The sequence below is a fragment of the Alteribacillus sp. HJP-4 genome (genome assembly GCF_042139015.1).
GTDB lineage: Bacteria > Bacillota > Bacilli > Bacillales > Marinococcaceae > JBHIKY01.
Genome location: NZ_JBHIKY010000026.1, coordinates 1 through 22,989, shown reverse-complemented (window position 1 = coordinate 22,989; position 22,989 = coordinate 1). Strand labels below are relative to the sequence as shown.

Below are 22,989 nucleotides of genomic sequence, written 5' to 3'. Positions count from 1 at the left end.
TTTCCCCCTTCTCCCGATAACAATGCTTTAGCGCCCTGAACCACCTGCACCAGCAGAAAACAGGGCTGACCTTATCTCTGACGCATGGCAAAGAATTAATCAGACCCAGTTTACCTTTATGTTTAAGCTTACAATACTATTTTTACGTTAATGAATCCAGCGGTCCATACCGTAAAAATCTGGATTGTGTTCAAGTGCTTCTTCGCAATCTTCACATGTGACACGGATATGCACGTTTCCATCAGAGCCGTAATGGATAATCTCCTGCTGCTCTTCATCCGTAAGCTGATCTAAGCCCAGCTGCGGGGACACGAGCAGTTTTTCATCGTCGAGTGCCCCTATGTTTGTGCCGCAATGTCTGCAATAGTAACGGATAGCCATTATCATGCACCTCTTTGTTCATACTAAAACGTTATTCTAGTATGAACGTCAAAAACGGGCACTATACAATCTATTCAGGCATTTTTTTATTATACTCATTCATTACATCGTGAAACGGTAAAGTAAACCAGGCTTCGGCTGCTTTTGCCGCCCGCTCCGCAGCATTCTTAACTTCTGCTTTTTCCTCCGGAGCAAAGGTTCCGAGAACATGAGCCGTTACAGAAATGCCTGGCTCCGGCTTCCCGACTCCGATACGCATTCTCTTGAAATCCTTTGTATTGAGATGGGCGATGAGTGATTTAATCCCGTTATGTCCGCCGTGACCGCCTTTTAAACGAAGACGCAGCACTCCTGGATCCAGGTCTAAATCATCGTAAATTACGAGGAGGTCCTCCGGTGTACACTTATAATAATCAAGCAGCGGCCGGATGGCTTCTCCGGATAAATTCATAAACGTAAGGGGCTTTACGAGAAATATTTTTTCTCCCGCTGCATTTGCTTCTGCGATTAAGCTTTTATGCTTCCCTTCTTTCCATTGGACCCCGAGCTGCTCTGCCAGTAAATTAACAGCTTCAAATCCAACATTATGTCGGGTCCCGGCATACTTGATTCCTGGGTTCCCTAGTCCTGCAACCACCTTCATAGAATTCCTTCCTTCCATCCGGCACATGTTTTCCATAGAATGGATTCATAAGTCAATTTCACAAAAAAAATGCGATGTTCCCTATTTCATTCGACTTTCGCTTCAAGCTAACGCTTGTCAGTAAAGCACTTATGAAGTTGAACCATATACTTTAAAAAAGGCATAACCGTAAACACGGCTATACCTTTTCAGCAGTTATAAATTTAGTCGTTTTTCTCTTCAGAATCATTTTCTTCTTCAGAGTCGCTGTCTTCAGCACCGACTAATTCTGGTTCTGTTTCTTCTTCTTCTTCAGCATCAGGATCTTCTTCCTGTTCTGGAGGAAGTACAGTGACCACTGTTTCTTCCGGTTCATTCGTAAACTCAAAGTCTTTTCCGGATTTTAAGTCACCAATTTGAACGGAGTCACCAATATTCAATTCAGAAATATCCACTGTGATTTCTTCTGGAATATCAGTTGGCAGCGCCCGAACCGTAACGGTGTAGAGCAGGTGAGAAACAATGCCTCCGTCTTTCTCCCCAGGGGCATCCCCGACGAGATTAACGTTAACATCTGCTTCCATTTCAGATTTAAGGTCGACTTCAAAGAAATCAATATGAATGAGGAAGTCCTTTATCGGGTCAACCTGCATATCATGTACGATTACTTTGTGCTTGCCTTTTTGTCCTTCCACGTCAAGCTCAATAATACCGTTACGTCCTACTTCACGAATGGTTTTAATAAAAGTTACGTTCGGCACGGAGACCGGCGTACTTTCCGTTTTCTTCCCGTAAAGAACGGCAGGTATATTTCCGCTTTGGCGCAGCTTTTTAGTTTCTGATCTTCTCAGATCACTGCGTGTCTTGGCTTCTAAAACTGTAGCCATGATTTATTCACCTCTTAATAGATTGTCATCGCAGGGCATTTCATTTTTAACCCACTTGAAACGGGATTTTACCAGTTTGTCATGCAAAAATCAAGCATTTACCATTTTAGCTGTTTATTCGAAAAGTGTGCTGACAGATGTCTGCTCATGCACACGTATAATCGCCTCAGCCATTAAAGGCGCAACTGACAACTGCTTAATCTTGTCAATTTTCTTTTCTTCCGGCAGTACAATTGTGTTTGTCACAGTCAGTTCTTTAATACTTGAATTTTGAATGCGTTCAATCGCCGGTCCAGAGAGCACTGGGTGGGTGCTCGCAGCATACACTTCTTTTGCACCAGACTCGAGAAGGGCATCAGCAGCGAGTGTCATTGTTCCTGCTGTATCAATTATGTCATCAATAATAATCGCGGTCTTATTTTCGACTGTTCCCACAATATTCATCACTTCCGAGACGTTTGGCCGAGGTCTGCGTTTGTCAATAATTGCGATAGGGGCCTTCAGCCGGTCAGCCATTTTACGGGCACGGACCACTCCGCCGTGATCTGGAGAGACGATAACAATGTCATCTAATCCTTTCTCCGCAAAATGCTTTGACAAAATAGGTTCGCCAAGCAGTTGATCGACAGGAATATCGAAAAATCCCTGAATTTGAGTTGCATGAAGATCCAGGCCTAGAATTCGAGTTGCCCCGGCTGTTTCAAGGAGATTTGCTACAAGCTTAGCTGTGATCGGTTCCCGGGACCGCGCTTTTCTATCCTGGCGCGCGTATCCGTAATATGGAATTACGACGTTAATCGTTTCTGCAGAAGCACGTTTCATCGCATCAATCATAATCAGCAGCTCCATTAGATGTTCATTAGCTGGGTCTGAGGTTGATTGTACGAGGAATACGTCACAGCCGCGGATGCTCTCTTCAATGTTTATTTGAACTTCTCCGTCGCTGAAGCGCTTAACTGAACTCTTTCCTATCTCCATCCCGATTTGATTGGTAATTTCTTTGGCTAAACCAGGATTGGAATTTAAGGTAAAGACCTTCAAATATGGATCATCGTACGTTGGCATGAAAATATTCCCTCCGTCAAATAAAATTAATGAGATCAGTCTGGTTACTTTACATAATTTTCTTTATTTGTCTGTCTGGCCCGTGCAATGGATAATGATTTGCCTGGAACATCGTCAGTGATGGTAGAGCCGGCGGCAACATATGCCCCTTCCCCAACCGTCACTGGTGCAATTAAATTCGCGTTACAGCCGACAAATGCATTATCTTCTATTTTTGTTAAATACTTTTGCTTCCCGTCATAATTTACGGTAATCGACCCGCAGCCGAGGTTCACATTGTCACCAACTTCTGCATCGCCGATATAGCTCAGATGAGAGGCTTTGCTTCCTTTGCCAAAGGCAGCTTTCTTTATTTCGACAAAATTACCTATTTTTACATCATCTTCAATTGTAGACGATGGACGGATGTGAGCAAAAGGACCAATTTTTACCGAATTGCCGACCTGACTGTCTGTAATTACAGACTGATGTACTTCTGTCTCGTTGCCGATCTCACTATTGGAAATGTCGGAGTTCTGCCCTATCATACACCTTTCACCAATCTTCACCCGTCCCTGTAGCATCGTTCCGGGGTATAAGACGGTGTCCCTGCCGATTTCGGAATCGGCAGAAATGTATGTATTGTCCGGATCAATGATGCTGACTCCCTGGCGCATCCAGTACTCATTAACTCTTTCTTTAAATGCCTTTTCTGCCTTAGCAAGTGCAACCCTGTCGTTTACCCCGATGGTCTCGGCAAAGTCCGGCGTATGCCATGCAGATAGGGTTTCCCCCTGCTGCTTTAGAATTCCGATTACATCAGGCAGGTAATATTCTCCTTGAACATTATCATTGCCGACACGCTGAAGCGCGTTGAACAGCGTCCTGTTATCAAAGCAGTACGTCCCGGTGTTAATTTCTGAAATCGATCGTTGTTTATCTGTGGCATCTTTATGCTCTACAATGTTTGTCAGATTTCCATTATTCTCGTCCCGGATGATACGGCCATATCCGGATGGATCATTGGCTGTCGCTGTCAAAACGGTCGCTTTTGCGTTAGTTTTTTCATGATGATCCATCAGTGCTTCCATCGTTTCGGCACGAATCAACGGCGTATCCCCGCAGAGCACGACGGTGACGCCATCTTTATCAGCAAGCAGGTCTTTCGCCTGCAAAACGGCATGGCCCGTACCGAGCTGATCTTCCTGCAGCACATAAGATACACGCTCACCAAGATGATCTTTCACCGCATCGGCGCCGTGTCCAATCACTGCAACTACTTCACTCAGGCCCGCTTTCGTCACCTGATCAAAAACGTGTTCCACCATCGGCTTGCCGCCTACCGGATGAAGCACTTTATATAAATCTGATTTCATTCGCGTTCCTTGACCTGCGGCAAGGACAACCGCGTAGCGATTTTTCATTATCCAACCTCCATATCTCCGGTTTTCCCTTACGAATATATCCTAAACAACGGTTTATTTCAAGGCTTCCGTAGAGATTGAACCGGGATAATCTAAGTCCAGAAAAACGAGAACTTCAAAATAATTCAAAAAATGTATGCGATTGCATAATAAACAACGGATAGAATACACAACAGGCCCAGTACGGAAGGAATTTTACGGAACTGGCAAAAAACAAGACGGTCCGCCCGTTAGACGTCCGTCTGTCAAGTAAGTATAATTACAATTTGGTTACGTGTAGAACTCAGGAAGCTCCTGCTTCTTCAAATTCTGGCTTTTCGTATTCTCCCTGACGTTTGTATTCACCCAAAACAGCAGTTTGGATTTTTTCCCGCGTTTGCGATGAAATGGGGTGGGCGATGTCTCTGAACTCCCCGTCCGGAGTTCGTTTGCTTGGCATCGCAACAAACAGGCCATTATTGCCATCGATGACTCGGATGTCGTGTACAACAAACTCTCCATCGATTGTTATTGAAGCGATAGCACGCATGCGACCTTCCGTATTTACCCGGCGGAGTCTTACGTCTGTTACTTCCATTCTTTCACCACCTTTTTCCAGTTAAAAATTCTACTGGCTAATATTTCAACGGCAGGGGGAGTATTTCCTTCTTTCCATTCTAAAAAAAATTAGAAAAATTTAAAAATTACTTAGGACCTCAGTCCGTTATTCTATATGTGTCTTGTTACCATCGGTTTCTATGCATAGAATTTGTCGCAGATTTGTACGGTCACGGTGAAGAACTTTTGTTTCAGCAGTATGCACTCTAGATGCTTCCCGAACCTTCGAGCAGCCGGCATCGGGAATGATTTCTCAGGTCCACTATATCCGCCAGCCACTCGAAATATGCCCTTTTTGGTGGAATAACGAAACTCTTGTCCACCTCTGCAAAAAGAACCTGTTATGGCCTCATATCAACATAACAGGTTCTTGAAATTGTTACTGAATTAGCTGCTTTTTAAGAAGTAAGAGCAATGACTTCAATCTCGATTAACACGTCTTTTGGGAGACGCGCAACCTCTACGCAGGAACGAGCCGGCTGGTGCTCGCTGAAGTACTCGCCGTATATTTCATTGATGACTGGGAACTCCTCCATATTTTTAATAAACACTGTCGCTTTTACTACATTTTCAAGAGAAGATCCTGCTTCCTCGAGCACAGCTTTCAGGTTTTGAAACACCTGGTGAGTTTGTTCCTTAACCCCACCTGCTACTAATTGTCCATCTGCCAGCAGGGGAATCTGTCCTGAGCTGTAGAACATATTATTAACGATGATTCCTTGAGAATAAGGCCCGATGGCTTCTGGTGCTTTATTGGTAAATATTTTTTTCATTTTTGTGTCACCTCTTTTAGTTTATCTAAGAAATTGCCAGGTACCGCCTGAACTCTGTTTTCCTTTTGGTTTACTTCAGCGAGCCGTGCGATCGACACGTAATCATCAACGAGGCGTTCCTCCACATCCTGGGCTTCAACGAGAACACCGATTCCTACAACGTTCGCTTTAAATTCCGCCAGAAGGTCCATCATACCTCTTGCCGTTCCGCCCGCTTTCATGAAGTCATCGACAATCAGCACATTCGATCCTTCCGGCAGACTTCTTCTGGCGAGTGACATCGTTTGTATACGCTTTGCGGAGCCGGAGACGTAATTAATGCTCACCATCGACCCTTCTGTCACACGGTGGTCCCTGCGGACGATACTGACCGGCACGTCAAGGTGGGAAGCGATTGCATAAGCGAGCGGGATGCCCTTCATCGCGACGGTCATGACCGCGTCAATTTTCTGCTGGGAAAACACAGCGGCAAATAAGCGGCCGATTTCGTTCAGGTGCTTTGGCCTTCCTAGTATGTCCATCATATATAAATATCCGCCTGGAAGCAGCCGTTCTTTATCCTCAAGCTTTTCGCACAATTCTTTCACCAGCTGCCTGCCCTCTTGTTCATTGACCATCGGTACGTATTTCACGCCTCCGCTTGCTCCGGCGGTCGTTAACAGTGAACCAATCCCCTGGGATTCAAATATTTCCTTTACAATCGTTAAGTCTTCGCTGATCGAAGATTTAGCTGATTGATACCGTTCTGAAAAATAACTGAGGGAGACAAGCTGATGAGGGCGCTGGATTAAAAAGTAGGTCATATCTACCAGCCTGCCGCTTCGTTTTATCTTTTTCATGAAAACCTCCGTAAATCCGAATAATGTATATGAAATATACCATTTTTATACGGTTTTTTTCAAGGTTTCTTCTCTGTGATAAGCCTGACGGCAAATACTTGTTCGCAGAATCCCCGCAGTGCATTGTAAACACGATGAACTCTTGCCTCTTTTTTTACAAGACCAAATACGGTGGGACCGCTGCCGCTCATTAAAGAGGCATCCGCTCCGGAGGCGAGCATTCGTTCTTTGATCCGGCTGACTTCCGGATGCATCTGCAGTGTTACTTCTTCAAGTGCATTGTAAAGGTTTTCGCAGATGGCATGGTAATCCTGGCGTTCAATGGCTTCAGCTATCTGGTCTGATTTACCAGTGCGTGAGTCATTTGGCTTCAGCCTTTTATACACTTCGCCGGTGGCCACTCCAATTGGAGGCTTCGCCAGGATGACCCAACATGGCGGCGGGGAGGCGATTGGCTGAATGATTTCACCTCTCCCTGTAGCCAGGGCCGTGCCGCCATATACACAAAACGAAACGTCCGATCCAATTTCAGAACCAAGCTCTGCAAGTTCCCGGGTCGAGAGATGTAAGCCCCAAAGTTCGTTCAACCCATTTAAAGTAGCTGCGGCATCACTGCTGCCTCCTGCCATTCCTGCAGCAACGGGGATTTGTTTATGTATAAAAATATGAACACCGGCATCTACTTGAAAACGCTTCTGAAGAAGAGAAGCTGCCTGATGGGCAAGATTTCGGTGATCCGATGGCAGAAAGCCCTCTGACATATCAATCTTAATTACGTTATCTTCGAGCAGGGTCAATTCAATTCTGTCTGCAAGGTCCACTTGCGTCATAACCATGGACACTTCATGGTAGCCGTCATCACGCTTTCCTAGAACATCCAACGATAAATTAATTTTTGCAGGTGCGTTGATCGTCCGTTTCACCTTTCATTCTCCTTCATTGCTCCGTATTAGAGTGGCGAATTATCTCTGTACATTTTAGTCGAAATTTGCGTTTCTGTACAGGTTTACGAAAATCACATTACGCAGCGTAAAAAAGCACCCGGAAATACATCCGGATGCCCCCCCGCAAAAATTTACTGCATGTTATTTGTTTTGATTCATCATCTGTTGTTCCGCAATCTCTATTGCACGCTTTACCATGTTGCCGGCATCTCTTGATTTTATCCCGCCCCAGCCTTCTTTTTGCACGGTATCATAAAAACCAAGTTCTTTTGCAATCTCCTCTTTTAGATGATCTGACATTATGCCTCGTCTGCGACTCATCTTCCACCATCTCCCGGAATGAACGTATTCGTTTTACGGGGCATTCTTAGCATAACCCCGCGTAAAATAAATATAGCTCTCTGTCCTAAAGAACAGAAAGCTAATTCACACCGTTTATGGAACGGATCTCCAACTATAAATTAAGCCTGCAGTTCCTCTTCTTCAAGAAGAGTCAGCTGTACCGTCTTGGTGAGTACATCTGTGTAACTATAAGATATACGTTCGACAGGATGCTTGTCCCTGTCTAACTTAACAATAAAAACGGAAGGATATGTTTCTTCAAGAAAGCCAGATCGTTCAATGGTCTTTCTGCGGCCTCCGTTTGCTACAACCGTGACACGTTTTCCAACTTTGGCATCTAGTGCTTGTTTGATTTCAACCAGCGTTTTTCCCATATGTCAGACCCACCTCACTCAGATTCAATAATAACATCCCTGCCCACGATTGTCAAATAAAGTTTTTAATTATATCAATGTTTTGATTTTCTTGTCAACCTGAAAACATTAAAATACGATAAAAATTTTAAGTGAGAGGCTTGTTCATTTTCTCAACTGCCATTATGCGAGCACGATTATTCAGCTGGCGCTCGCATTAGTATACGCAAACCTTAACTTTTCATTCATCGTTTGGGGAATTGGAAAATGATATTCCTTCTTGTTTCCATGGCAGGCCTCTTCGCATCACACCTTTTGTTTCAATGCCTCCAAGACCTTCACGCCCTGTCAGGGTGTGGTGGAGTATCTGCAGAACACTGACACGGTCCATAAACGGAGTCAGACTAAGCTTCGCTGCAATATAAACGGGGTCAAGCGCATGAATGTTTACACGATCAGGGGAGCTTGCAAAGTTTGAGCCGGCCTTTAACAGCCATTCAAAATAGGATTGACAGGCACCGGCAAAAATAATTAATTGATCGAGCTGGGGAACGATGTTTCTCGCTTCGCGGACTGCCTGCCCGAATGCTTTTGAGTGACGATAGGCTTTTAGTTCGTTTTCCGGTCCGCGTGAGGGCTGGTAAGCGTCATGACCTGTAATAACTAATATATCAGGACGGACAATGTGTATTAGAGAAGCGACTTGTGCGGGCATTTCTTTTTCAGGCAGGTGGACCCCGTAGACGGGAATACCGAGACGTTCGTACAACATCGTGCATTTTTCAAGATAATGGGGATCGCCGTCCAAATGAAGGACACGTCCTCTCATTTCAAAATAAGATGTATCTTCCTTGTAGCCGTCAGAGGTTTCATACCTATTTCGTTCTTTCATCAGTTTCGCTTCCTGCCGAAAGAGCCGATAGCTGACTTCCTCCTTTTCACGTGAGCGCTTCTGCAGATCTTTGCGTTCTTGATCCGGGAGCTTGATTAAGTCCTCAAGCGGAGCATCTGCGGCAAGCCTGAGTTCTTCGCCGGCAAGCTCTGCCTCGCCTTTGTTGATGGCCGTAATGCGAAAGACGATATCACTGTCATAGGAGGATCGCGTGACAAGATCTCCAACATTAAACTCCATGGCTCCTCCTCTCTGCTCAACACCTAAGCATAAAAAAACACTGTTCTAGAGCCTATGCGCGAACAGTGGAAAACATGACGTTTTATTCAAAAATAAGCCTGTAAAGACAGCTCGACAACCGTGCAAACTCCTCCATGCTGAGAGTTTCACCTCTGCGCTGCGGGTCAATCCCGGTCTCTGAAAATGCAGAGCGCAGTGTTTCCTTTTTCTCCTTTTCAACCAGATTGTGCTGTAGGTTATTCCAGATAGTTTTTCGCCGCATCGAAAACGAGGCGCGGACCACTTGAAAGAAAAATCGTTCATCTGCAAGCTCTACCGGCGGCTGCTCCCTGATTTCAAGCTTAATAATGGCAGAATCTACGTTTGGCTTCGGCATAAAAACGGTCTTAGGCACGATGATTTCCTTCGTTGCTTCTGCATAAAATTGAGCGGCTATTGATAGCGAACCATATTCTTTGGTTCCAGGACCTGCAGTAATCCGATCAGCCACTTCTTTTTGCATCATCGCGACGATTCGTTTCACAGGAAGGCGCTCTTCCAGGAGCTGCATGAGTATAGGTGTCGTGACATAATAAGGCAGATTTCCTGCAACAGCGATCTCCTTTACATCAATCATTCTTTCTTCCACCATTTTTTTAATGTTTGCTTTTAGAACATCCTGATGATGAATATGGACGTTCGGATAGGAAGCCAGCGTATCGGATAGTATCGGAAGAAGCCGTCCGTCAATTTCGTATGCTTCCACCTGTTGCACGCGTCGTGCGAGCTGCTCAGTCAATGCGCCGATGCCCGGCCCAATTTCGATAATTCCATCCTTTTCACCCATACCGGTAACTTCCACTATATTTTTTAAAACATTCACATCGATAAGAAAATTTTGTCCAAGACTTTTTTTAAAGGAAAAACCGTGTTTTTCAAGAATTGCTTTTGTTCGAATCGGTGTTGCTATATCTTTTACCACGTCGCTGCTCCTCCTCAAGTACCTCTTTCATCGCGGCTGCGAATTCCCGCCGATGTATTGCAAACGTGTGCAGTCTTTTTAAAAATTGCTTACCGTTTGCATACCCGATATTTAAACGTTCTCCCATTTTTTCACGCCGAATCCGCGAATGTGTCCCTGCCAGCATTCCTGCATCAATCAGATCTTCCTTTGTCACTAGTTCATGCAGCGGAAGCGCTTCCTGCAGACGTTCTTCTCTGACTTCAAGCAGAGCCCGTTGAATAGCTTCAGGAGAGGCATTCTCAATGCCAAGATTATCCTTTGCAGGAGACAGCGCCTGTTGTTTTGTTAAAAAAGCGTGCTTGCAGCCCGGTACCTTTTCACTGACAATTCTGCGAATTCGCTCACCGGGTAAGTCCGGGTCTGTGAATATAATGACCCCGCGCCTTTCCTGTGCAAGGGCGACCCTTTTCAATACACTTTCTCCAATCGCCGAGCCGTTTGTCTCAATAGTATCTGCTTCCACAGCTCGTTTCACCGCGGCAGTGTCATCTTTTCCTTCTACGACTATGAATTCTTGTATTTTTAACATAGCCTTGTCTGCCCTCCTGTCTATTCAAAAAGTCATTATACTACGTTTGCAGAACAGAAAAAAGCGGAGAACGGCTGGTAAGAAAGGCCGGCCGCTCTCCGCGCTAATTTATATCCTGTTTAAACAAATACTTTTACTTGAACGGTCTTACCCATCGACAGCTTTAGACTATTTTCAACAACAGCTGCAGTCAAGTGATGCAAAATAGCTTATTGGCATTCGCTGTGGTCTGCTGGGCAATTTCTTCTAAGGAGAGCTCTTTTAACTCTGCAATCTGTTCTGCCACCAGCTTTACATAAGAAGGTTCATTGCGTTTTCCCCGGTAAGGATGCGGCGCCAGAAAAGGGCAGTCTGTTTCCACAAGCAGTTTATCCATTGGAATCTCTTTGGCCACCTGCTTCGGCCGTTTTGCATTTTTAAACGTAACCGGTCCGCCAAATGATATATAAAAATTCATTTTCATGCATTCTTTCGCAATTTCGAGACTCCCGCCAAAACAGTGCATAATACCGCCTACGTCTTCGGCGTGCTCTTCCTTTAACAAATCGACAATATCCTGGTCTGCGTCCCTATTGTGAATGATAATGGGAAGCTTTACTTTTTTAGCCAAATGAATTTGCTTTCGAAATACTTCCTTTTGCACGTCCTTTGGTGACTTATCCCAATGATAATCGAGACCCATCTCCCCTAATGCCACCACCTTGGGATGTCCGGCGAGTTCTTCGATCCATTGCAGGTCTTCCTCGGTCATATCTACTGCATCGACAGGGTGCCAGCCTACAGAAGCGTAAATAAATTCATACTTCTCAGCAAGCTCCACCGCTCTTTTTATAGTTTTCCGGTCAAAACCGATACAATTCATCCATTCGATGCCTTCACTTTTAGCTCGTTCAATCACTTCGTCAACATCGTCCTCGAATTGATCTGCATTTAAATGCACATGTGTATCAAATAACATGGAATACTGCACCCTTTCAATATATAAAAATAATATAGAAGAAAAGCATAACAATTCGGCAAAGAACTGTCGGGCAGGAACAGCTGGTTATGCGGGGTCTGCGGACTCTGGCCGTTATTCGCTCCAAACAGCCTCATTTTATGGTTCTGCCGGATCGGTTCTTTTAATGGCCAAAAAGAATGCCATATTCCCCGCCATTATGGCAAATAGAGTACCTGATGTCCGTCAACCCCTCAAAAAGAGCGACATTTTATAAAATAACGGATCTCATTCCGCCTGCAGCGTATGTTTTTTTAAAGAAAGGGCCGCCATTTTTCAATCGGCGGCGGCCATCCCTTTATGAGCGGGTATTTAATTTACGTCTGATCCATTGGGGAGCTCGGCATCAATAGTTGCGAGCGTCAGATTCTTTCCTTTAGAGGCAGCGAGAATCATGCCTTCAGACAACTCGCCGCGTAATTTTACAGGCTTCAGGTTGGTCACACAGATCACTTTTTTCCCTACTAACTCGTCCGGGTTATAATATTCTGCAATTCCAGACACTACCTGGCGCTGCTCATAGCCAAGATCGAGCTTGATTTTTAGAAGCTTATTCGTTTTTTTCACCGGCTCCGCTTTCAGTACCTCAGCTACTTTAAGATTTACCTTTGAGAAGTCGTCTATCGTTATTTCCAGCTGATCCTCTGTAGTAGCTTCTTCTTCTTCCTGCTGTTCATTTTCTGTTTTTACTGTACCGCCCATGTCTTTAATAATATTTGCAACTTCGTCCTCTACTTCAAGGCGCGGGAATAACGGTGTGCCTTTTTTCGCAACGGTGGTTCCTTCCTTTGTCTGGCCGAAGCTGCGCATTGATTCCCAGCCGGTGACATCCTCTGATAATCCAAGCTGTTCCCAGATTTTTTGAGGGGTTTTTGTCATAAATGGCTGAATCATAATCGAAATATAACGAAGAGATTCGGTTAAATGGTACATTACCGCATTCAGCTGGACGCTGCTTTCTTCGGCTCGCGCGAGCATCCACGGCTGGGTTTCATCAATATACTTATTGGTGCGGCTGATCAGCTGCCATATTGCAGTCAGGGCCACAGAGAATTCCATATCCTCCATCGCGTTTTCGACCTTAACCACAGTAGCATCCACTAGATCAACGAGCGAAGCATCATATGGGGTGCCGTCTCTTTCATAAGCCGGAAGCCTGCCCCCGCAGTACTTGTTGACCATGGCCACTGTCCGGTTCAACAGGTTACCGAGATCGTTGGCGAGGTCATAATTAAGACGGTCGACAAACCCTTCCGGTGTGAAAACGCCATCCGAACCAAATGGTACTTCACGAAGCAGATAGTAACGGAGGGCATCGAGGCCGTACCGTTCAATTAGTGGCACTGGATCGACAACATTTCCTTTTGATTTCGACATTTTTCCGTCTTTCATCAACAGCCATCCGTGGCCAAACACTTTTTTCGGAAGAGGCTGATCAAGCGCCATCAGCATAATCGGCCAATAAATCGTGTGAAAGCGGACAATTTCTTTTCCGACTAAATGAACATCGGCTGGCCAGTAGTTTTTATAGGCTTCATCATTTTCTGAGCTGTACCCAAGCGCGGTAATATAGTTGGACAACGCATCAATCCACACGTATATGACGTGTTCCGGATCACTATTAATTGGGACTCCCCAAGTAAACGCGGTCCGTGAAACAGCTAAATCTTCCAGTCCCGGCTTGATGAAGTTATTAATCATTTCATTCTTCCGTGATTCGGGCTGGATGAATTCAGGGTTTTCCTCATAGTATTTCAACAGCCGGTCCGCATATTTACTCATCCGGAAAAAATAAGACTTTTCCCTGACCCATTCTACCGGGTGCCCGCTGTCCGGACTTTTTCCTCCGACAATTTTTTCACCATCATAAACAGGATCCTCGAGCTGCCTTTCGGTATAGAACGTTTCATCCGGCACTGAATACCAGCCTTCGTATTCATCAAGATAAATATCGCCGTTTTCCTTCAGTTTTTCAAAAATAATCTGCACTGCTTTTTTATGGCGTTTCTCAGTAGTCCGGATAAAATCATCATACGAAATGTCGAGCTTATCCCAGAGCTGCTTTATGCCATCCACTATATCGTCCACAAACTTCTGCGGAGATATCCCTTTCTCTGCTGCTTTTCTTTCAATTTTCTGACCGTGCTCATCGGTGCCGGTTAAATAGCGGACATCAAAGCCTCTCAACCGTTTGTAGCGTGCCATTGCATCACCAGCAACCGTCGTATAGGCATGGCCGATATGCAATTTATCGCTCGGGTAATAAATAGGAGTTGTTAAATAAAACGTATTTTTTCTTTCTTCCATATTACATTCCTCCAGGTGTAAACTAAGTGATAACAATATAAAAAACCCTCATCCTGACAAGGGACGAGAGTATAACTCACGCGGTACCACCCAAATTTCTCCGTCTTATTACAGGACGGAGCTCATTGCTTCCAGTCGCTTACTGATCTGATCCTATAGCGGCCGGGTTCACGCTGCTCTTTAACGCAGAGTACGTTCCCTTCTCACAGGCTGCTCGAAAGAAAATTCCTCCCGGGACCATGTTCAAAAGCGCTCACTGTACCGGTTTCCACCATTCCGGTTCTCTGGACCAGGCGTTCTTTTTACTTATCCCTTCATCGGAAAAAAGTATTTAAGTATTCTCCTTATGACTATAACGAAGGCGAAAACCTGTGTCAAGATTGGCTCCGCAAGGTATAAGAACATCATAAGTATCTACAAATTGCAGTATTAAAAATTCCCCTCTAAAAATATGATACGAACCTTTGTTTTAATTCAACATATTTCTACATTTTTATTTTTATTTTTATTTTTCGACATTTTGTTACACGGTTATTCGTTTTAAAATATAACTATGTTCATTAAATCGAATTTTCCCTTGTCATCTTAAGCATTTCTCTATATATTAAAGTAAGATAAACCCTTTTCATTCCTTATATGACAGGTTTCATGTACAAATAGAAAATTTTTCAAAGTTTCTCAGTGATTTTAACTGAAAAGAATTGACGTGATTTGCAAAGATTGGTATTCTAGGTTCAGAGAGAGAGAAAATTTTGTCGAATTTTGCTTTTAAATTTAAGGAGGAACCACGATGAAATCTACAGGTATCGTACGTAAGGTAGACGAGCTTGGCCGCGTTGTCATTCCAATTGAACTTCGACGCACGCTGGACATTGCGGAAAAGGATGCACTTGAAATTTATGTTGATAACGATCGGATTGTACTGAAAAAGTACAAGCCTAACATGACCTGTCAGGTCACCGGTGAAGTATCTGACGACAACCTTTCCCTTGCGGACGGGAAGATTATTCTTTCCCCTGAAGGCGCAGAAAATATTCTAAAGGATCTCCAACAATACGTAACAAAACAGAGCTAGATAGGAAGTGTGAAGCCGCAGGCAAGTACTGCACTTTCCAATATCATAAGAAAGGACGGGCCCTCTCAGTAGCGGCTCGCCTTTTTATTCTATTTCGTGGTAAACAGCGTACACTTCCCGTTTCGGAACCCCCCGGTCTTTCGCCGCAAGCTTAATCGCTTCTTTCGAGGACATTCCGCCCTTCATGTAGGCATTGACGTGGGAAGAGATGTCGAATTCCTCCCACCATGGCGTTTTTTCCTGCCCATCGGCACTGCCTCCCTCAACAATCAAGCAGCATTCTCCTTTTATTTGATTCACATCCAGGTAATCCTTAATTTCCGGAAGTGTGCCGCGCAGGAACTCTTCGTATTTTTTTGTCAGCTCTCTTGCAAGCACCGCCTTCCGCTCTCCCCACACTTCAGCTGCATGCTTTACAGTTTCTTTCAGCCGGTGAGGTGCTTCATAAAAAATCAGCGGGGCTTCCATGTAAGAAAGCTCCTCTAGCACCAATCCGCGTTCTTTTTTCTTTCTCGGTAAAAATCCGTAAAAATAAAAGGGGCCGCCCCCCAGTCCGGAAGCAGAAAGAGACGTTAAAGCAGCATTGGCACCAGGGAGAGGAATTACCGGCACATTCTCTTTTATACAGCGCTGCACGATTTCACGGCCGGGATCAGAAAGGAGCGGCATGCCGGCATCGCTGACAAGCGCAATATTTTTGCCCTGCAGCATAAGGGCAATCATTTTTTCTTCCTTTATCTCTTTATTATGTTCATGATAGCTGTCCATAGGAGCCGTTATGTCGAAATGCGTGCACAGCTTTCTCGTCTGCCGTGTATCCTCAGCAAAAATTGTATCCACTTCATTTAAGAGGCGGACAGCACGAAACGTCATATCCTCAAGATTTCCGATCGGGGTCGGAATAAGATAGAGCGATCCTATCTCATCCTGCTTCTGAAAGCTCTTCTGCTGCTTCATAGGCCGCTCTCTCCTTTGATAGTTACTTGAGATATCAATGCTTTCTTAGCAGCGCGCGACAGCTGCTTCATCATATATTCTGCCTGCAGTGCTTCCTTTTTTGTAGTATACCCTTGTTGATAGATCAGTTTAAACGGTCCGCGGCCTCTCGTATATTTTGCCCCTTTTCCAGATTCATGAACAGACAGTCGTTTTTCTATGTCATTCGTATAGCCGGTATAATAAGAACCGTCGGCACACTCCAATACATACACGTAATGCTCAGTTTTCTCCATCATAATACTGCCTAAACTCCTTTGTGTACGATCCATTTTCATGATACACCACTAATGGCGGAAGGATGGACATTCCCTTTTTGCCGCATTTTATTCCTTCGAGCAGGATCATATTTGCTTCTTTAGAAGACTTCGGATGCACACACTTCATCCGCTTTGGCTCAATACGAAACGTTCGGAACGCGTTCATCAGCTCAAGCAGACGCTCAGGACGAAGCACCATAGCCACTTTTCCTTTTTCCTTGACCGATTGGCTCGCTGTACGAACAAAATCGAGGAGAACTCCGTTTCTTTCGTGCCTCGCCTTTAATAAATAAGGGTTATTATTCTCTTCATTTCTCCCCGGTGTTGCAAAATAAGGCGGATTGCAGGTAACCAGATCTGCAGCACCGCCAATGTCCTCGAGATGGAGCTCACGAACATCCTTTTCTAAAAAAGACACCTGCGGAGCAGTTTGATTTATAACGGCACTGCGTTCAGCCATATCACAAAGCCGCTTCTGCAGCTCGACACCGATAATAGGCACTGAGCTTCTCTGTGTTAATACAAACGGTATCACCCCGTTGCCGCTGCACAAATCAACGATTCTGCCCTTCGTTTTTGGAACATAACAAAACCTGGCAAGCAGCACAGCATCGATGGAAAATGAAAAAACGTCTTCGCTTTGAATAATCAGTAATTCCTCCGTTATGTAATCGAGTCGTTCTCCCATTCGCATGCTTCCTTTCTGCCGCAGAAAAATACCATAATGATTTCTAGGGAAGAGCAGCACGTATACACTGCTGTCTTCCTCCTCATTTTAGCAAATAAAGGAGCTCATTCCCACAAGTCCCGGCATCAAAAGTAGTGTCATAAAAACGAAGAGCTGCCCCGGCATCCGGGAACAGCTCTGTATATTCCTCACTTTTGATTTAAAAATGACAGGCAGAACAGGCAGTCGCCATCAGACCTTAAGCTGCCGTAATGCAGGTTGCAGATATGAAATCCTTCATGATAAAGCCTTGCAAGGTTATCATACCCTTCGCCCACATTCATTTTGCCCGCATCTTGGTTCTTCTTCTCTTCATCTTTGAGGGTGACCTCTTCTTTTTCTTCTAAACGCTTGCGCAGATGCTGGTTTTCGAGAGCGAGTCCCTGGTTCTCTTCGATCAGCATGGCAAGCTGCTCCTTTAATTCTCCGAGTTCATCATGAAGAGCGCCAATCCTCTCTTCCATATGAATAACCTGAGAAAAAATTTCTTTTTTTTCCACGTGCACCCCCACCTCAATCACTTTCGGGTTCAGCTTACCGTAAATCCTTCATCCATCAACTCATCAAGGCTGTATTCCAGGGTGCGCTCTGCCTCTGGAAGCTCGACCTCCACCAGACGCTCCAGAATGTTAATGCCGACAACTTTTCCATTTCCATCAGGCGTTTCGATCTTCTTTCCAATATCGGGAAGATCTTTTTTGGCCTGCTCATAGTGGTCATTTTCATACTTCAGACAGCACATCAGCCGTCCGCAAAGACCGGAAATCTTGGCTGGGTTCAAAGAAAGGTTTTGATCTTTAGCCATTTTTATAGAAACCGGCTCGAAATCTCCAAGGAAGGAGGAGCAGCACAAAACGCGTCCGCACGGGCCAATTCCTCCAAGCATCTTCGCTTCATCCCTTACCCCGATCTGCCGGAGTTCGATACGTGTGCGGAATACCGATGCTAAGTCCTTGACGAGGGCACGAAAGTCTATTCTGCCATCAGCAGTAAAATAAAATAATACTTTATTGCGGTCGAATGTATATTCTACATCGACAAGCTTCATGTCGAGACTATGTTCTTCAATTTTCGCAGAGCAGACTTCATACGCTTTGTCCGCAAGCTCTTTATTTTCTTCGACTGTCAGCTTGTCCTTCGTGTTGGCAAGGCGGAGAACTTTCTTTAAAGGAAGAACTACGTCTTCGCCACTGACCTGCTTTTTGCCTAAAACAACTTTGCCGAACTCAATGCCGCGGGCTGTTTCGACAACAACCCATTGATCTTTCTCTATGTCGAGGTCGCCGGGAGAGAAATAATAAATCTTCCCTGCTTTTTTAAACCTAACTCCTACAACTTCATGCAATGTTACGATCCCTCCTGTAAGCGGAGCAGTAAATGCTCCATCATCAGCTGGGCATTCACATTGGCGCGGAGACGTCGTTTCGCCTCCAGGATCCACTGCAGCCGGTCGGCAACCTCCTTTTCTGTCAAATGGAGGGAGGCTTGTTCTAACTTTTCTTTTTGGTCCGGGTAGGCAAGGTCCTCCTTTTCCATTTTTACAGTCAGAATGTCGCGGTACCAGAAAAGCAGTAAATCCAAACCGATGTCCAGCTCTTCTCTATCCGTAAAATGGTCGAGCCATTTTTCCTGAAGTGTCAAAAGCATCTGCTGAGGGCGATTCTGCGCCTCTTCCGTTAATTGTATCACTAGTGTTCTTCCCTGTACAATCCACTCTTTCTTCTCTTCTGCAAACGTTTCCGCTAGCTGATCCGGAAGTCTTGCTAACAAAGCTGAAACTGCCTCTCCCGCCCCTTGTTCTGTGTACATTCTGATCCGTTTTTGCAGTGGAGGAGGTGCAAAAGTTATCTTTTGTGAGCGTGAAATAATAGTATCGAGCAGGAAGTGGACATTTTCGGTCAACAAAAGAGCCAGTGTAGGGCTCTCCGGCTCTTCTAAGAATTTCAGCAGACTGTTGGCAGCACTTGCCGTCATTTTGTCCGCATCGTCCACGATATACACTTTAGTGGAAGCTTCCATACCTTTATACGTAAATTCTTTTTGAAGGCTTTCCACCTGGGCTTTTTTAATAGAAGCCCCATCTGCTTCAAGCATCATGACATCCGGGTGATTACCATGGTCTATGCGGCGGCATTCCGCGCAGGAATCACACGGTTTTACACCTTGTTTCTCACGGCAGAATAAACTTTTCGCAAGCAGCTCCGCCGCTTCCTTTTTGCCTGTACCGCGCATGCCTTCAAAAATATAGGCGTGAGCGAGACGGTTTTTTTCCACGCTTTTCGTCAGCAGGTTCATGACCAGCGGCTGTTCTTCCTGCAATACGTTCCAACTCATCGCTATCCCTCTATTACCATTTACTGGATATTAAACCATGATTAAAACTGTTCAAATTGCTCCACCTCTAAAATAAATACGGTCGCACCGCCCACCTGCACTTCCACCGGGTACGGCACATAAGAATCTGCGTTGCCGCCCATTGGTGACACTGGCGCCACGAGCTGCTCTCTGGCTTTACAATTATCCTGTATGATCTGCAGCACCTGATCGATGTGATTATCCTCCACCCCAATCAAAAAGGTGGTATTACCGGCTTTTAAGAAACCCCCTGTACTAGCAAGCTTTGTCGCGCGAAAATCCTCATCAACGAGCGCGTTCGAAAGCCGATTGCTGTCCTTGTCCTGTACAACGGCAACAATGAGCTTCATTTGAACCCCTTCTTTCTTCCGCTGTGCCGAGCGGATCTCTTTCTTTTTATTTTACTGGAAAAAAGATAAAAAAGAAAATTTATTTGAAATGCTTAACTAAATAGGCTGTCAAAACGGCCCCGACTTCTGCTGCCACTTCCTCTGCCGGACGATTTGCATCTATTTTATGTATACGTTCCGGAAAGCGTGCAGAAATCTCCTGATAAGCCTCATATACCTTATGATGAAATTCCATTTTCTCTCTATCAAGCCTGTTATATTCTCTGTTTTCATTTCCATGGATCCTTGCCATGCCATCCTCAGGCTTTATATCAAGCAGCAGGGTCAAATCCGGCATTTGATTTTCAATTGCAAATGCATTAATTGAAAATACTTCATCTATACCTATCCCGCGCGCAGCCCCCTGATAGGCAAGTGAGCTGTCAACAAATCGGTCGCATAACACAATGTAACCTTCCTGAAGGGCAGGCAGGACCTTTTCAATTAAGTGCTGCCGTCTTGCTGCTGCATACAGCAGCGCTTCTGTACGAGCCTCCATCGCCGTGTGCTCCGGATCCAGAATGATGGTACGAATCTTCTCTGCAATATCAATACCCCCAGGCTCGCGCGTTTTCATGACGCGCCATCCTTTAGCAACCAGCAGTTCAAATATCAACTCTGCGACAGTGGTTTTCCCTGCCCCTTCGCCGCCTTCAAGCGACACAAATACTCCTCGTTCTCTCATATAGTTTCCTTCCTTTTATATACATCTATGCACCAATGACCGCGAAAATCTTTTTTTATTCCCTGAGCCCTGCCCCCGCCTTTCAGCCATTGCAGCAAAAACGAATATCTCCTTTCATCGATCTGTTCGTTTTTTAAAAACAAAGGCACACCGGGTGGATAAGGGGTAATATCAACAGCAGGATATTCCCCGATTGCTGACGAAAGCGTTATTGTCTTGGTTTCCTTCTGCTCAAATATACCATAGCTCAAATCCGCTTCGATCAAAGGAAGCTCCTCCAGCTGAAATGGTACCTGTTCGTCATTAACGGCAGGCTTGGTCTTTTTAAGCAACCGTGCCGCACACTGAAGTCGTCCCAGCACCTCCTCTGAGAGAGGCTCGGTGCTCAGTCCAAGCAAAAGCAGCACATGACGGGTATCAGCCAGTTCTGAATAAATTCCGTTCTTTTCTAAACAGCGCTGAAGCGTGAAGCCATCATACCCTGCAGGGGCTGTTAGTATCAGTTTCAGCAAGTCCTGCTTTACACCATAAGGAGGAGTGGCAGCCTCCAGCCCTGTCGCTTCTAAGATTTGATTTCTTGTATGCAATAAGTGCGGCTCCAACGCTTCCCGGTTCTGACATTTCAATTGGTAAGCATAATGCCTGGCACTATCAAGGGATGCCATGATTACGTAAGAAGGACTGCTGGACTGAAGCAGCGCAGCACATTCCTTTAGTCTTGCTTCATCTACCATACTTTGAGAACCCACATGCAGAAAGGCTCCCATAGTTAGTGCCGGAAGCGTCTTGTGAGCAGAATGTACGGCTGCATCTACCCCCTCCTGCAGGGAGGATGGAGGGAAACACTCATTTGTGATGAAATGAGCGCCATGTGCTTCATCCACCAGCACTGCCGCCCCATGCTGATGAGCGGTCTCAATAAGCTCACTGACTTTTGCGGTCCACCCATAATAGCTTGGTGATGTTATAATAAGTCCTTTTGCATCCCTATAAGTGGAAAAAGCCTGCTGGACAGTCTTCGGATTCAGGCCGGTCGGAAGCTGTGTAACGCTATCATATTCTGAAAAAATAAAAACCGGTTTTACACCGGCGAGCCTCAGTCCATTCAACACAGATTTATGGGCATCTCTCTGCACGAGCACTCGGTCCCCGCGCTGAAAGCTGGCAAGTATCATTGCCTGATTCCCCGACGTAGAACCACCTGTCAGAAAAAAACTCCGTTTGGCACCATAAAGGGAAGCTGTCAGCTCCTGTGCCTCCAGGATAGCTTCTGCCGGATCATGAAGGTCATCAAGCCCACAAAGCTCTGTCTGGTCAAGAAGAAGAGCGTCCGAGAACAAATTTTTCACCCCGTCAGGCATCAGCCGGCCATTTTTATGGCCGGGCACATGAAAAGAAACTGGCTTTTGCTTAATATGACGGCGCAGCGCACCAAGAAGCGGCATTTTATCTTGATTCATAAGGTCGCCTCATTTATCGCGTAAAGTATCTAATTTGAATTATGACGAAAAGTTGGTGCTGATGCAATTATTGTCACGATAATAATTTTTTTGCCCGTATTTTTCTAAGCTTTCTGACAGCCTGGATATACAATGTCTCTCCCGGTTCAAGCTGCAGCAGGCGGCTTTCACAGCTCTTGCAAATAAATGCGTCTACTACGTGAATTCCCTCCTGATGCTCCTCTTCACAAAGCACACATAGTTCCTGCCAATTTTCCGCTGTTTGTTTATTAATAGCCATACTTTTTCACCTCCCGCGTATTTACCTATGAAACTTAGTTTCTCCTAAATTGGGAAGGTTTATTCTTGCAGGCTGGATAAATGGCAGGATCGTCCCCATCTCGGGATTCCCAGTTATTATTCGTCAATAATGATGTGTTGTTTATCTATTTTTCTCTTCTTATCTATTACTATTTTCAGAGAGGGTTGTGCATACATGACAAATGAATCTTTTTCCTTTTCCCGCTTCGGGAGAACAACTCACACTTTGAAAGCTGCTTTCCCTCGTCGTTCAGTTCGAATATCCCATGCTTGAAATAATTTTCCACCATTGGGGCGTCGTTTCACGGTTTGTGGGCAGCTTTTCACTTCTTGGAAAGTGCGTTTCCACCGATGGCGTGCGCTTTTCCACTGATAAGCTCACTCTTTCCACCTGCCCATTCTCGATTTCCCGCCATGCTCGTTTCCCATCACGGGGTGGGGTTTCCCCCGGACCACAAGCTTATCCCTTTCTCTTTGAAGGTATCCCCCTTTTCGAAGTCAACGCAGAAGGCAGCCCATACAAAAAAGCCGCCGGAACTCGAAGTTCTGGCGGCTTTTTCTATCGTGC

28 protein-coding genes are annotated in these 22,989 nt (G+C 45.2%); 1 reads left to right on the top strand and 27 read right to left on the bottom strand.

Translation table 11 applies throughout. The features are described from left to right. Positions 1-147: 147 nt before the first annotated feature. The 16 genes from fin to metG all read right to left on the bottom strand — a co-directional run bounded on the left by fin (position 148) and on the right by metG (position 14,174). Positions 148-381, bottom strand: a complete 234-nt coding sequence (gene fin / locus ACE4RR_RS17965; protein ID WP_375536828.1) for an anti-sigma-F factor Fin — start codon at positions 379-381, stop codon at positions 148-150. 70 nt (positions 382-451) lie between these two features. After that, positions 452-1,024 (bottom strand): aminoacyl-tRNA hydrolase, encoded by a 573-nt coding sequence (pth, locus tag ACE4RR_RS17960; protein ID WP_375536827.1) that lies wholly within the window; start codon positions 1,022-1,024, stop codon positions 452-454. 203 nt (positions 1,025-1,227) lie between these two features. Further along, positions 1,228-1,890, bottom strand: coding sequence for a 50S ribosomal protein L25/general stress protein Ctc (locus ACE4RR_RS17955; protein WP_375536826.1), 663 nt, complete (start codon positions 1,888-1,890; stop codon positions 1,228-1,230). Positions 1,891-2,004: 114 nt separating this feature from the next. Continuing rightward, positions 2,005-2,955, bottom strand: a complete 951-nt coding sequence (locus ACE4RR_RS17950; RefSeq protein ID WP_375536825.1) for a ribose-phosphate diphosphokinase — start codon at positions 2,953-2,955, stop codon at positions 2,005-2,007. A 44-nt stretch (positions 2,956-2,999) separates the two neighbouring features. Next, positions 3,000-4,358, bottom strand: coding sequence for a bifunctional UDP-N-acetylglucosamine diphosphorylase/glucosamine-1-phosphate N-acetyltransferase GlmU (gene glmU / locus ACE4RR_RS17945; RefSeq protein ID WP_375536824.1), 1,359 nt, complete (start codon positions 4,356-4,358; stop codon positions 3,000-3,002). Between the two features lie 283 nt (positions 4,359-4,641). Next, positions 4,642-4,935 carry a septation regulator SpoVG gene (gene spoVG / locus ACE4RR_RS17940; protein WP_375536823.1) on the bottom strand — a complete coding sequence of 98 codons (294 nt, stop codon included), beginning with the start codon at positions 4,933-4,935 and terminating at the stop codon, positions 4,642-4,644. 418 nt (positions 4,936-5,353) lie between these two features. Continuing rightward, positions 5,354-5,728 (bottom strand): RidA family protein, encoded by a 375-nt coding sequence (locus ACE4RR_RS17935; RefSeq protein ID WP_375536822.1) that lies wholly within the window; start codon positions 5,726-5,728, stop codon positions 5,354-5,356. Then, positions 5,725-6,567 carry a pur operon repressor gene (gene purR, locus ACE4RR_RS17930; RefSeq protein WP_375536821.1) on the bottom strand — a complete coding sequence of 281 codons (843 nt, stop codon included), beginning with the start codon at positions 6,565-6,567 and terminating at the stop codon, positions 5,725-5,727. The genes ACE4RR_RS17935 and purR overlap by 4 nt, the downstream gene beginning before the upstream one ends. A 59-nt stretch (positions 6,568-6,626) precedes the next feature. Then, positions 6,627-7,490, bottom strand: a complete 864-nt coding sequence (ispE, locus tag ACE4RR_RS17925; protein WP_375536820.1) for a 4-(cytidine 5'-diphospho)-2-C-methyl-D-erythritol kinase — start codon at positions 7,488-7,490, stop codon at positions 6,627-6,629. A gap of 162 nt (positions 7,491-7,652) precedes the next feature. Beyond that, entirely contained in the window at positions 7,653-7,832 is a 180-nt protein-coding gene (locus ACE4RR_RS17920) for a small, acid-soluble spore protein, alpha/beta type (protein WP_375536819.1), read from the bottom strand. A gap of 140 nt (positions 7,833-7,972) precedes the next feature. After that, positions 7,973-8,227 carry a Veg family protein gene (locus ACE4RR_RS17915; protein WP_375536818.1) on the bottom strand — a complete coding sequence of 85 codons (255 nt, stop codon included), beginning with the start codon at positions 8,225-8,227 and terminating at the stop codon, positions 7,973-7,975. A gap of 220 nt (positions 8,228-8,447) precedes the next feature. Continuing rightward, positions 8,448-9,338, bottom strand: coding sequence for a sporulation peptidase YabG (gene yabG / locus ACE4RR_RS17910; RefSeq protein ID WP_375536817.1), 891 nt, complete (start codon positions 9,336-9,338; stop codon positions 8,448-8,450). Positions 9,339-9,420: 82 nt separating this feature from the next. Further along, entirely contained in the window at positions 9,421-10,299 is an 879-nt protein-coding gene (rsmA, locus tag ACE4RR_RS17905) for a 16S rRNA (adenine(1518)-N(6)/adenine(1519)-N(6))-dimethyltransferase RsmA (RefSeq protein WP_375536816.1), read from the bottom strand. Further along, positions 10,253-10,870 carry a ribonuclease M5 gene (gene rnmV, locus ACE4RR_RS17900; RefSeq protein ID WP_375536815.1) on the bottom strand — a complete coding sequence of 206 codons (618 nt, stop codon included), beginning with the start codon at positions 10,868-10,870 and terminating at the stop codon, positions 10,253-10,255. The genes rsmA and rnmV overlap by 47 nt, the downstream gene beginning before the upstream one ends. Positions 10,871-11,060: 190 nt before the next feature. Further along, positions 11,061-11,828 carry a TatD family hydrolase gene (locus ACE4RR_RS17895; protein ID WP_375536814.1) on the bottom strand — a complete coding sequence of 256 codons (768 nt, stop codon included), beginning with the start codon at positions 11,826-11,828 and terminating at the stop codon, positions 11,061-11,063. A gap of 351 nt (positions 11,829-12,179) precedes the next feature. Next, on the bottom strand, positions 12,180-14,174 hold the full coding sequence (gene metG, locus ACE4RR_RS17890) for a methionine--tRNA ligase (RefSeq protein WP_375536813.1): 1,995 nt from the start codon (positions 14,172-14,174) through the stop codon (positions 12,180-12,182). A 790-nt stretch (positions 14,175-14,964) separates the two neighbouring features. Between metG and ACE4RR_RS17885 the strand changes: the two genes are divergently transcribed. Continuing rightward, positions 14,965-15,249 (top strand): transition state genes transcriptional regulator AbrB, encoded by a 285-nt coding sequence (locus tag ACE4RR_RS17885; RefSeq protein ID WP_375536812.1) that lies wholly within the window; start codon positions 14,965-14,967, stop codon positions 15,247-15,249. An 84-nt stretch (positions 15,250-15,333) separates the two neighbouring features. Here the strand turns inward: ACE4RR_RS17885 and rsmI are convergent, their stop codons facing one another. The 11 genes from rsmI to ACE4RR_RS17830 all read right to left on the bottom strand — a co-directional run bounded on the left by rsmI (position 15,334) and on the right by ACE4RR_RS17830 (position 22,803). After that, entirely contained in the window at positions 15,334-16,206 is an 873-nt protein-coding gene (gene rsmI, locus ACE4RR_RS17880; protein ID WP_375536811.1) for a 16S rRNA (cytidine(1402)-2'-O)-methyltransferase, read from the bottom strand. Beyond that, positions 16,203-16,481 carry a GIY-YIG nuclease family protein gene (locus tag ACE4RR_RS17875; protein ID WP_375536857.1) on the bottom strand — a complete coding sequence of 93 codons (279 nt, stop codon included), beginning with the start codon at positions 16,479-16,481 and terminating at the stop codon, positions 16,203-16,205. The genes rsmI and ACE4RR_RS17875 overlap by 4 nt, the downstream gene beginning before the upstream one ends. Continuing rightward, entirely contained in the window at positions 16,468-17,199 is a 732-nt protein-coding gene (locus tag ACE4RR_RS17870; RefSeq protein ID WP_375536856.1) for a tRNA1(Val) (adenine(37)-N6)-methyltransferase, read from the bottom strand. Before ACE4RR_RS17870 ends, ACE4RR_RS17875 begins: the two co-directional genes overlap by 14 nt. Positions 17,200-17,381: 182 nt before the next feature. Further along, positions 17,382-17,732: a DNA replication initiation control protein YabA gene (yabA, locus tag ACE4RR_RS17865; protein WP_375536810.1), complete on the bottom strand. Its 351-nt coding sequence runs from the start codon at positions 17,730-17,732 to the stop codon at positions 17,382-17,384. 29 nt (positions 17,733-17,761) lie between these two features. Then, positions 17,762-18,577 carry a PSP1 domain-containing protein gene (locus ACE4RR_RS17860; RefSeq protein ID WP_375536809.1) on the bottom strand — a complete coding sequence of 272 codons (816 nt, stop codon included), beginning with the start codon at positions 18,575-18,577 and terminating at the stop codon, positions 17,762-17,764. A 2-nt stretch (positions 18,578-18,579) separates the two neighbouring features. Then, complete coding sequence (gene holB / locus ACE4RR_RS17855; RefSeq protein ID WP_375536808.1) at positions 18,580-19,566, bottom strand: DNA polymerase III subunit delta'; 987 nt, start codon at positions 19,564-19,566, stop codon at positions 18,580-18,582. Between the two features lie 41 nt (positions 19,567-19,607). Continuing rightward, on the bottom strand, positions 19,608-19,937 hold the full coding sequence (locus tag ACE4RR_RS17850) for a cyclic-di-AMP receptor (RefSeq protein WP_375536807.1): 330 nt from the start codon (positions 19,935-19,937) through the stop codon (positions 19,608-19,610). Between the two features lie 79 nt (positions 19,938-20,016). Continuing rightward, positions 20,017-20,661 (bottom strand): dTMP kinase, encoded by a 645-nt coding sequence (gene tmk / locus ACE4RR_RS17845; protein ID WP_375536806.1) that lies wholly within the window; start codon positions 20,659-20,661, stop codon positions 20,017-20,019. Beyond that, positions 20,658-22,121 (bottom strand): aminotransferase class I/II-fold pyridoxal phosphate-dependent enzyme, encoded by a 1,464-nt coding sequence (locus ACE4RR_RS17840; protein WP_375536805.1) that lies wholly within the window; start codon positions 22,119-22,121, stop codon positions 20,658-20,660. Before ACE4RR_RS17840 ends, tmk begins: the two co-directional genes overlap by 4 nt. A gap of 73 nt (positions 22,122-22,194) precedes the next feature. After that, positions 22,195-22,401 (bottom strand): sigma factor G inhibitor Gin, encoded by a 207-nt coding sequence (locus tag ACE4RR_RS17835; protein ID WP_375536804.1) that lies wholly within the window; start codon positions 22,399-22,401, stop codon positions 22,195-22,197. Between the two features lie 270 nt (positions 22,402-22,671). Further along, positions 22,672-22,803, bottom strand: coding sequence for a hypothetical protein (locus tag ACE4RR_RS17830; RefSeq protein ID WP_375536803.1), 132 nt, complete (start codon positions 22,801-22,803; stop codon positions 22,672-22,674). Positions 22,804-22,989 lie beyond the last annotated feature (186 nt).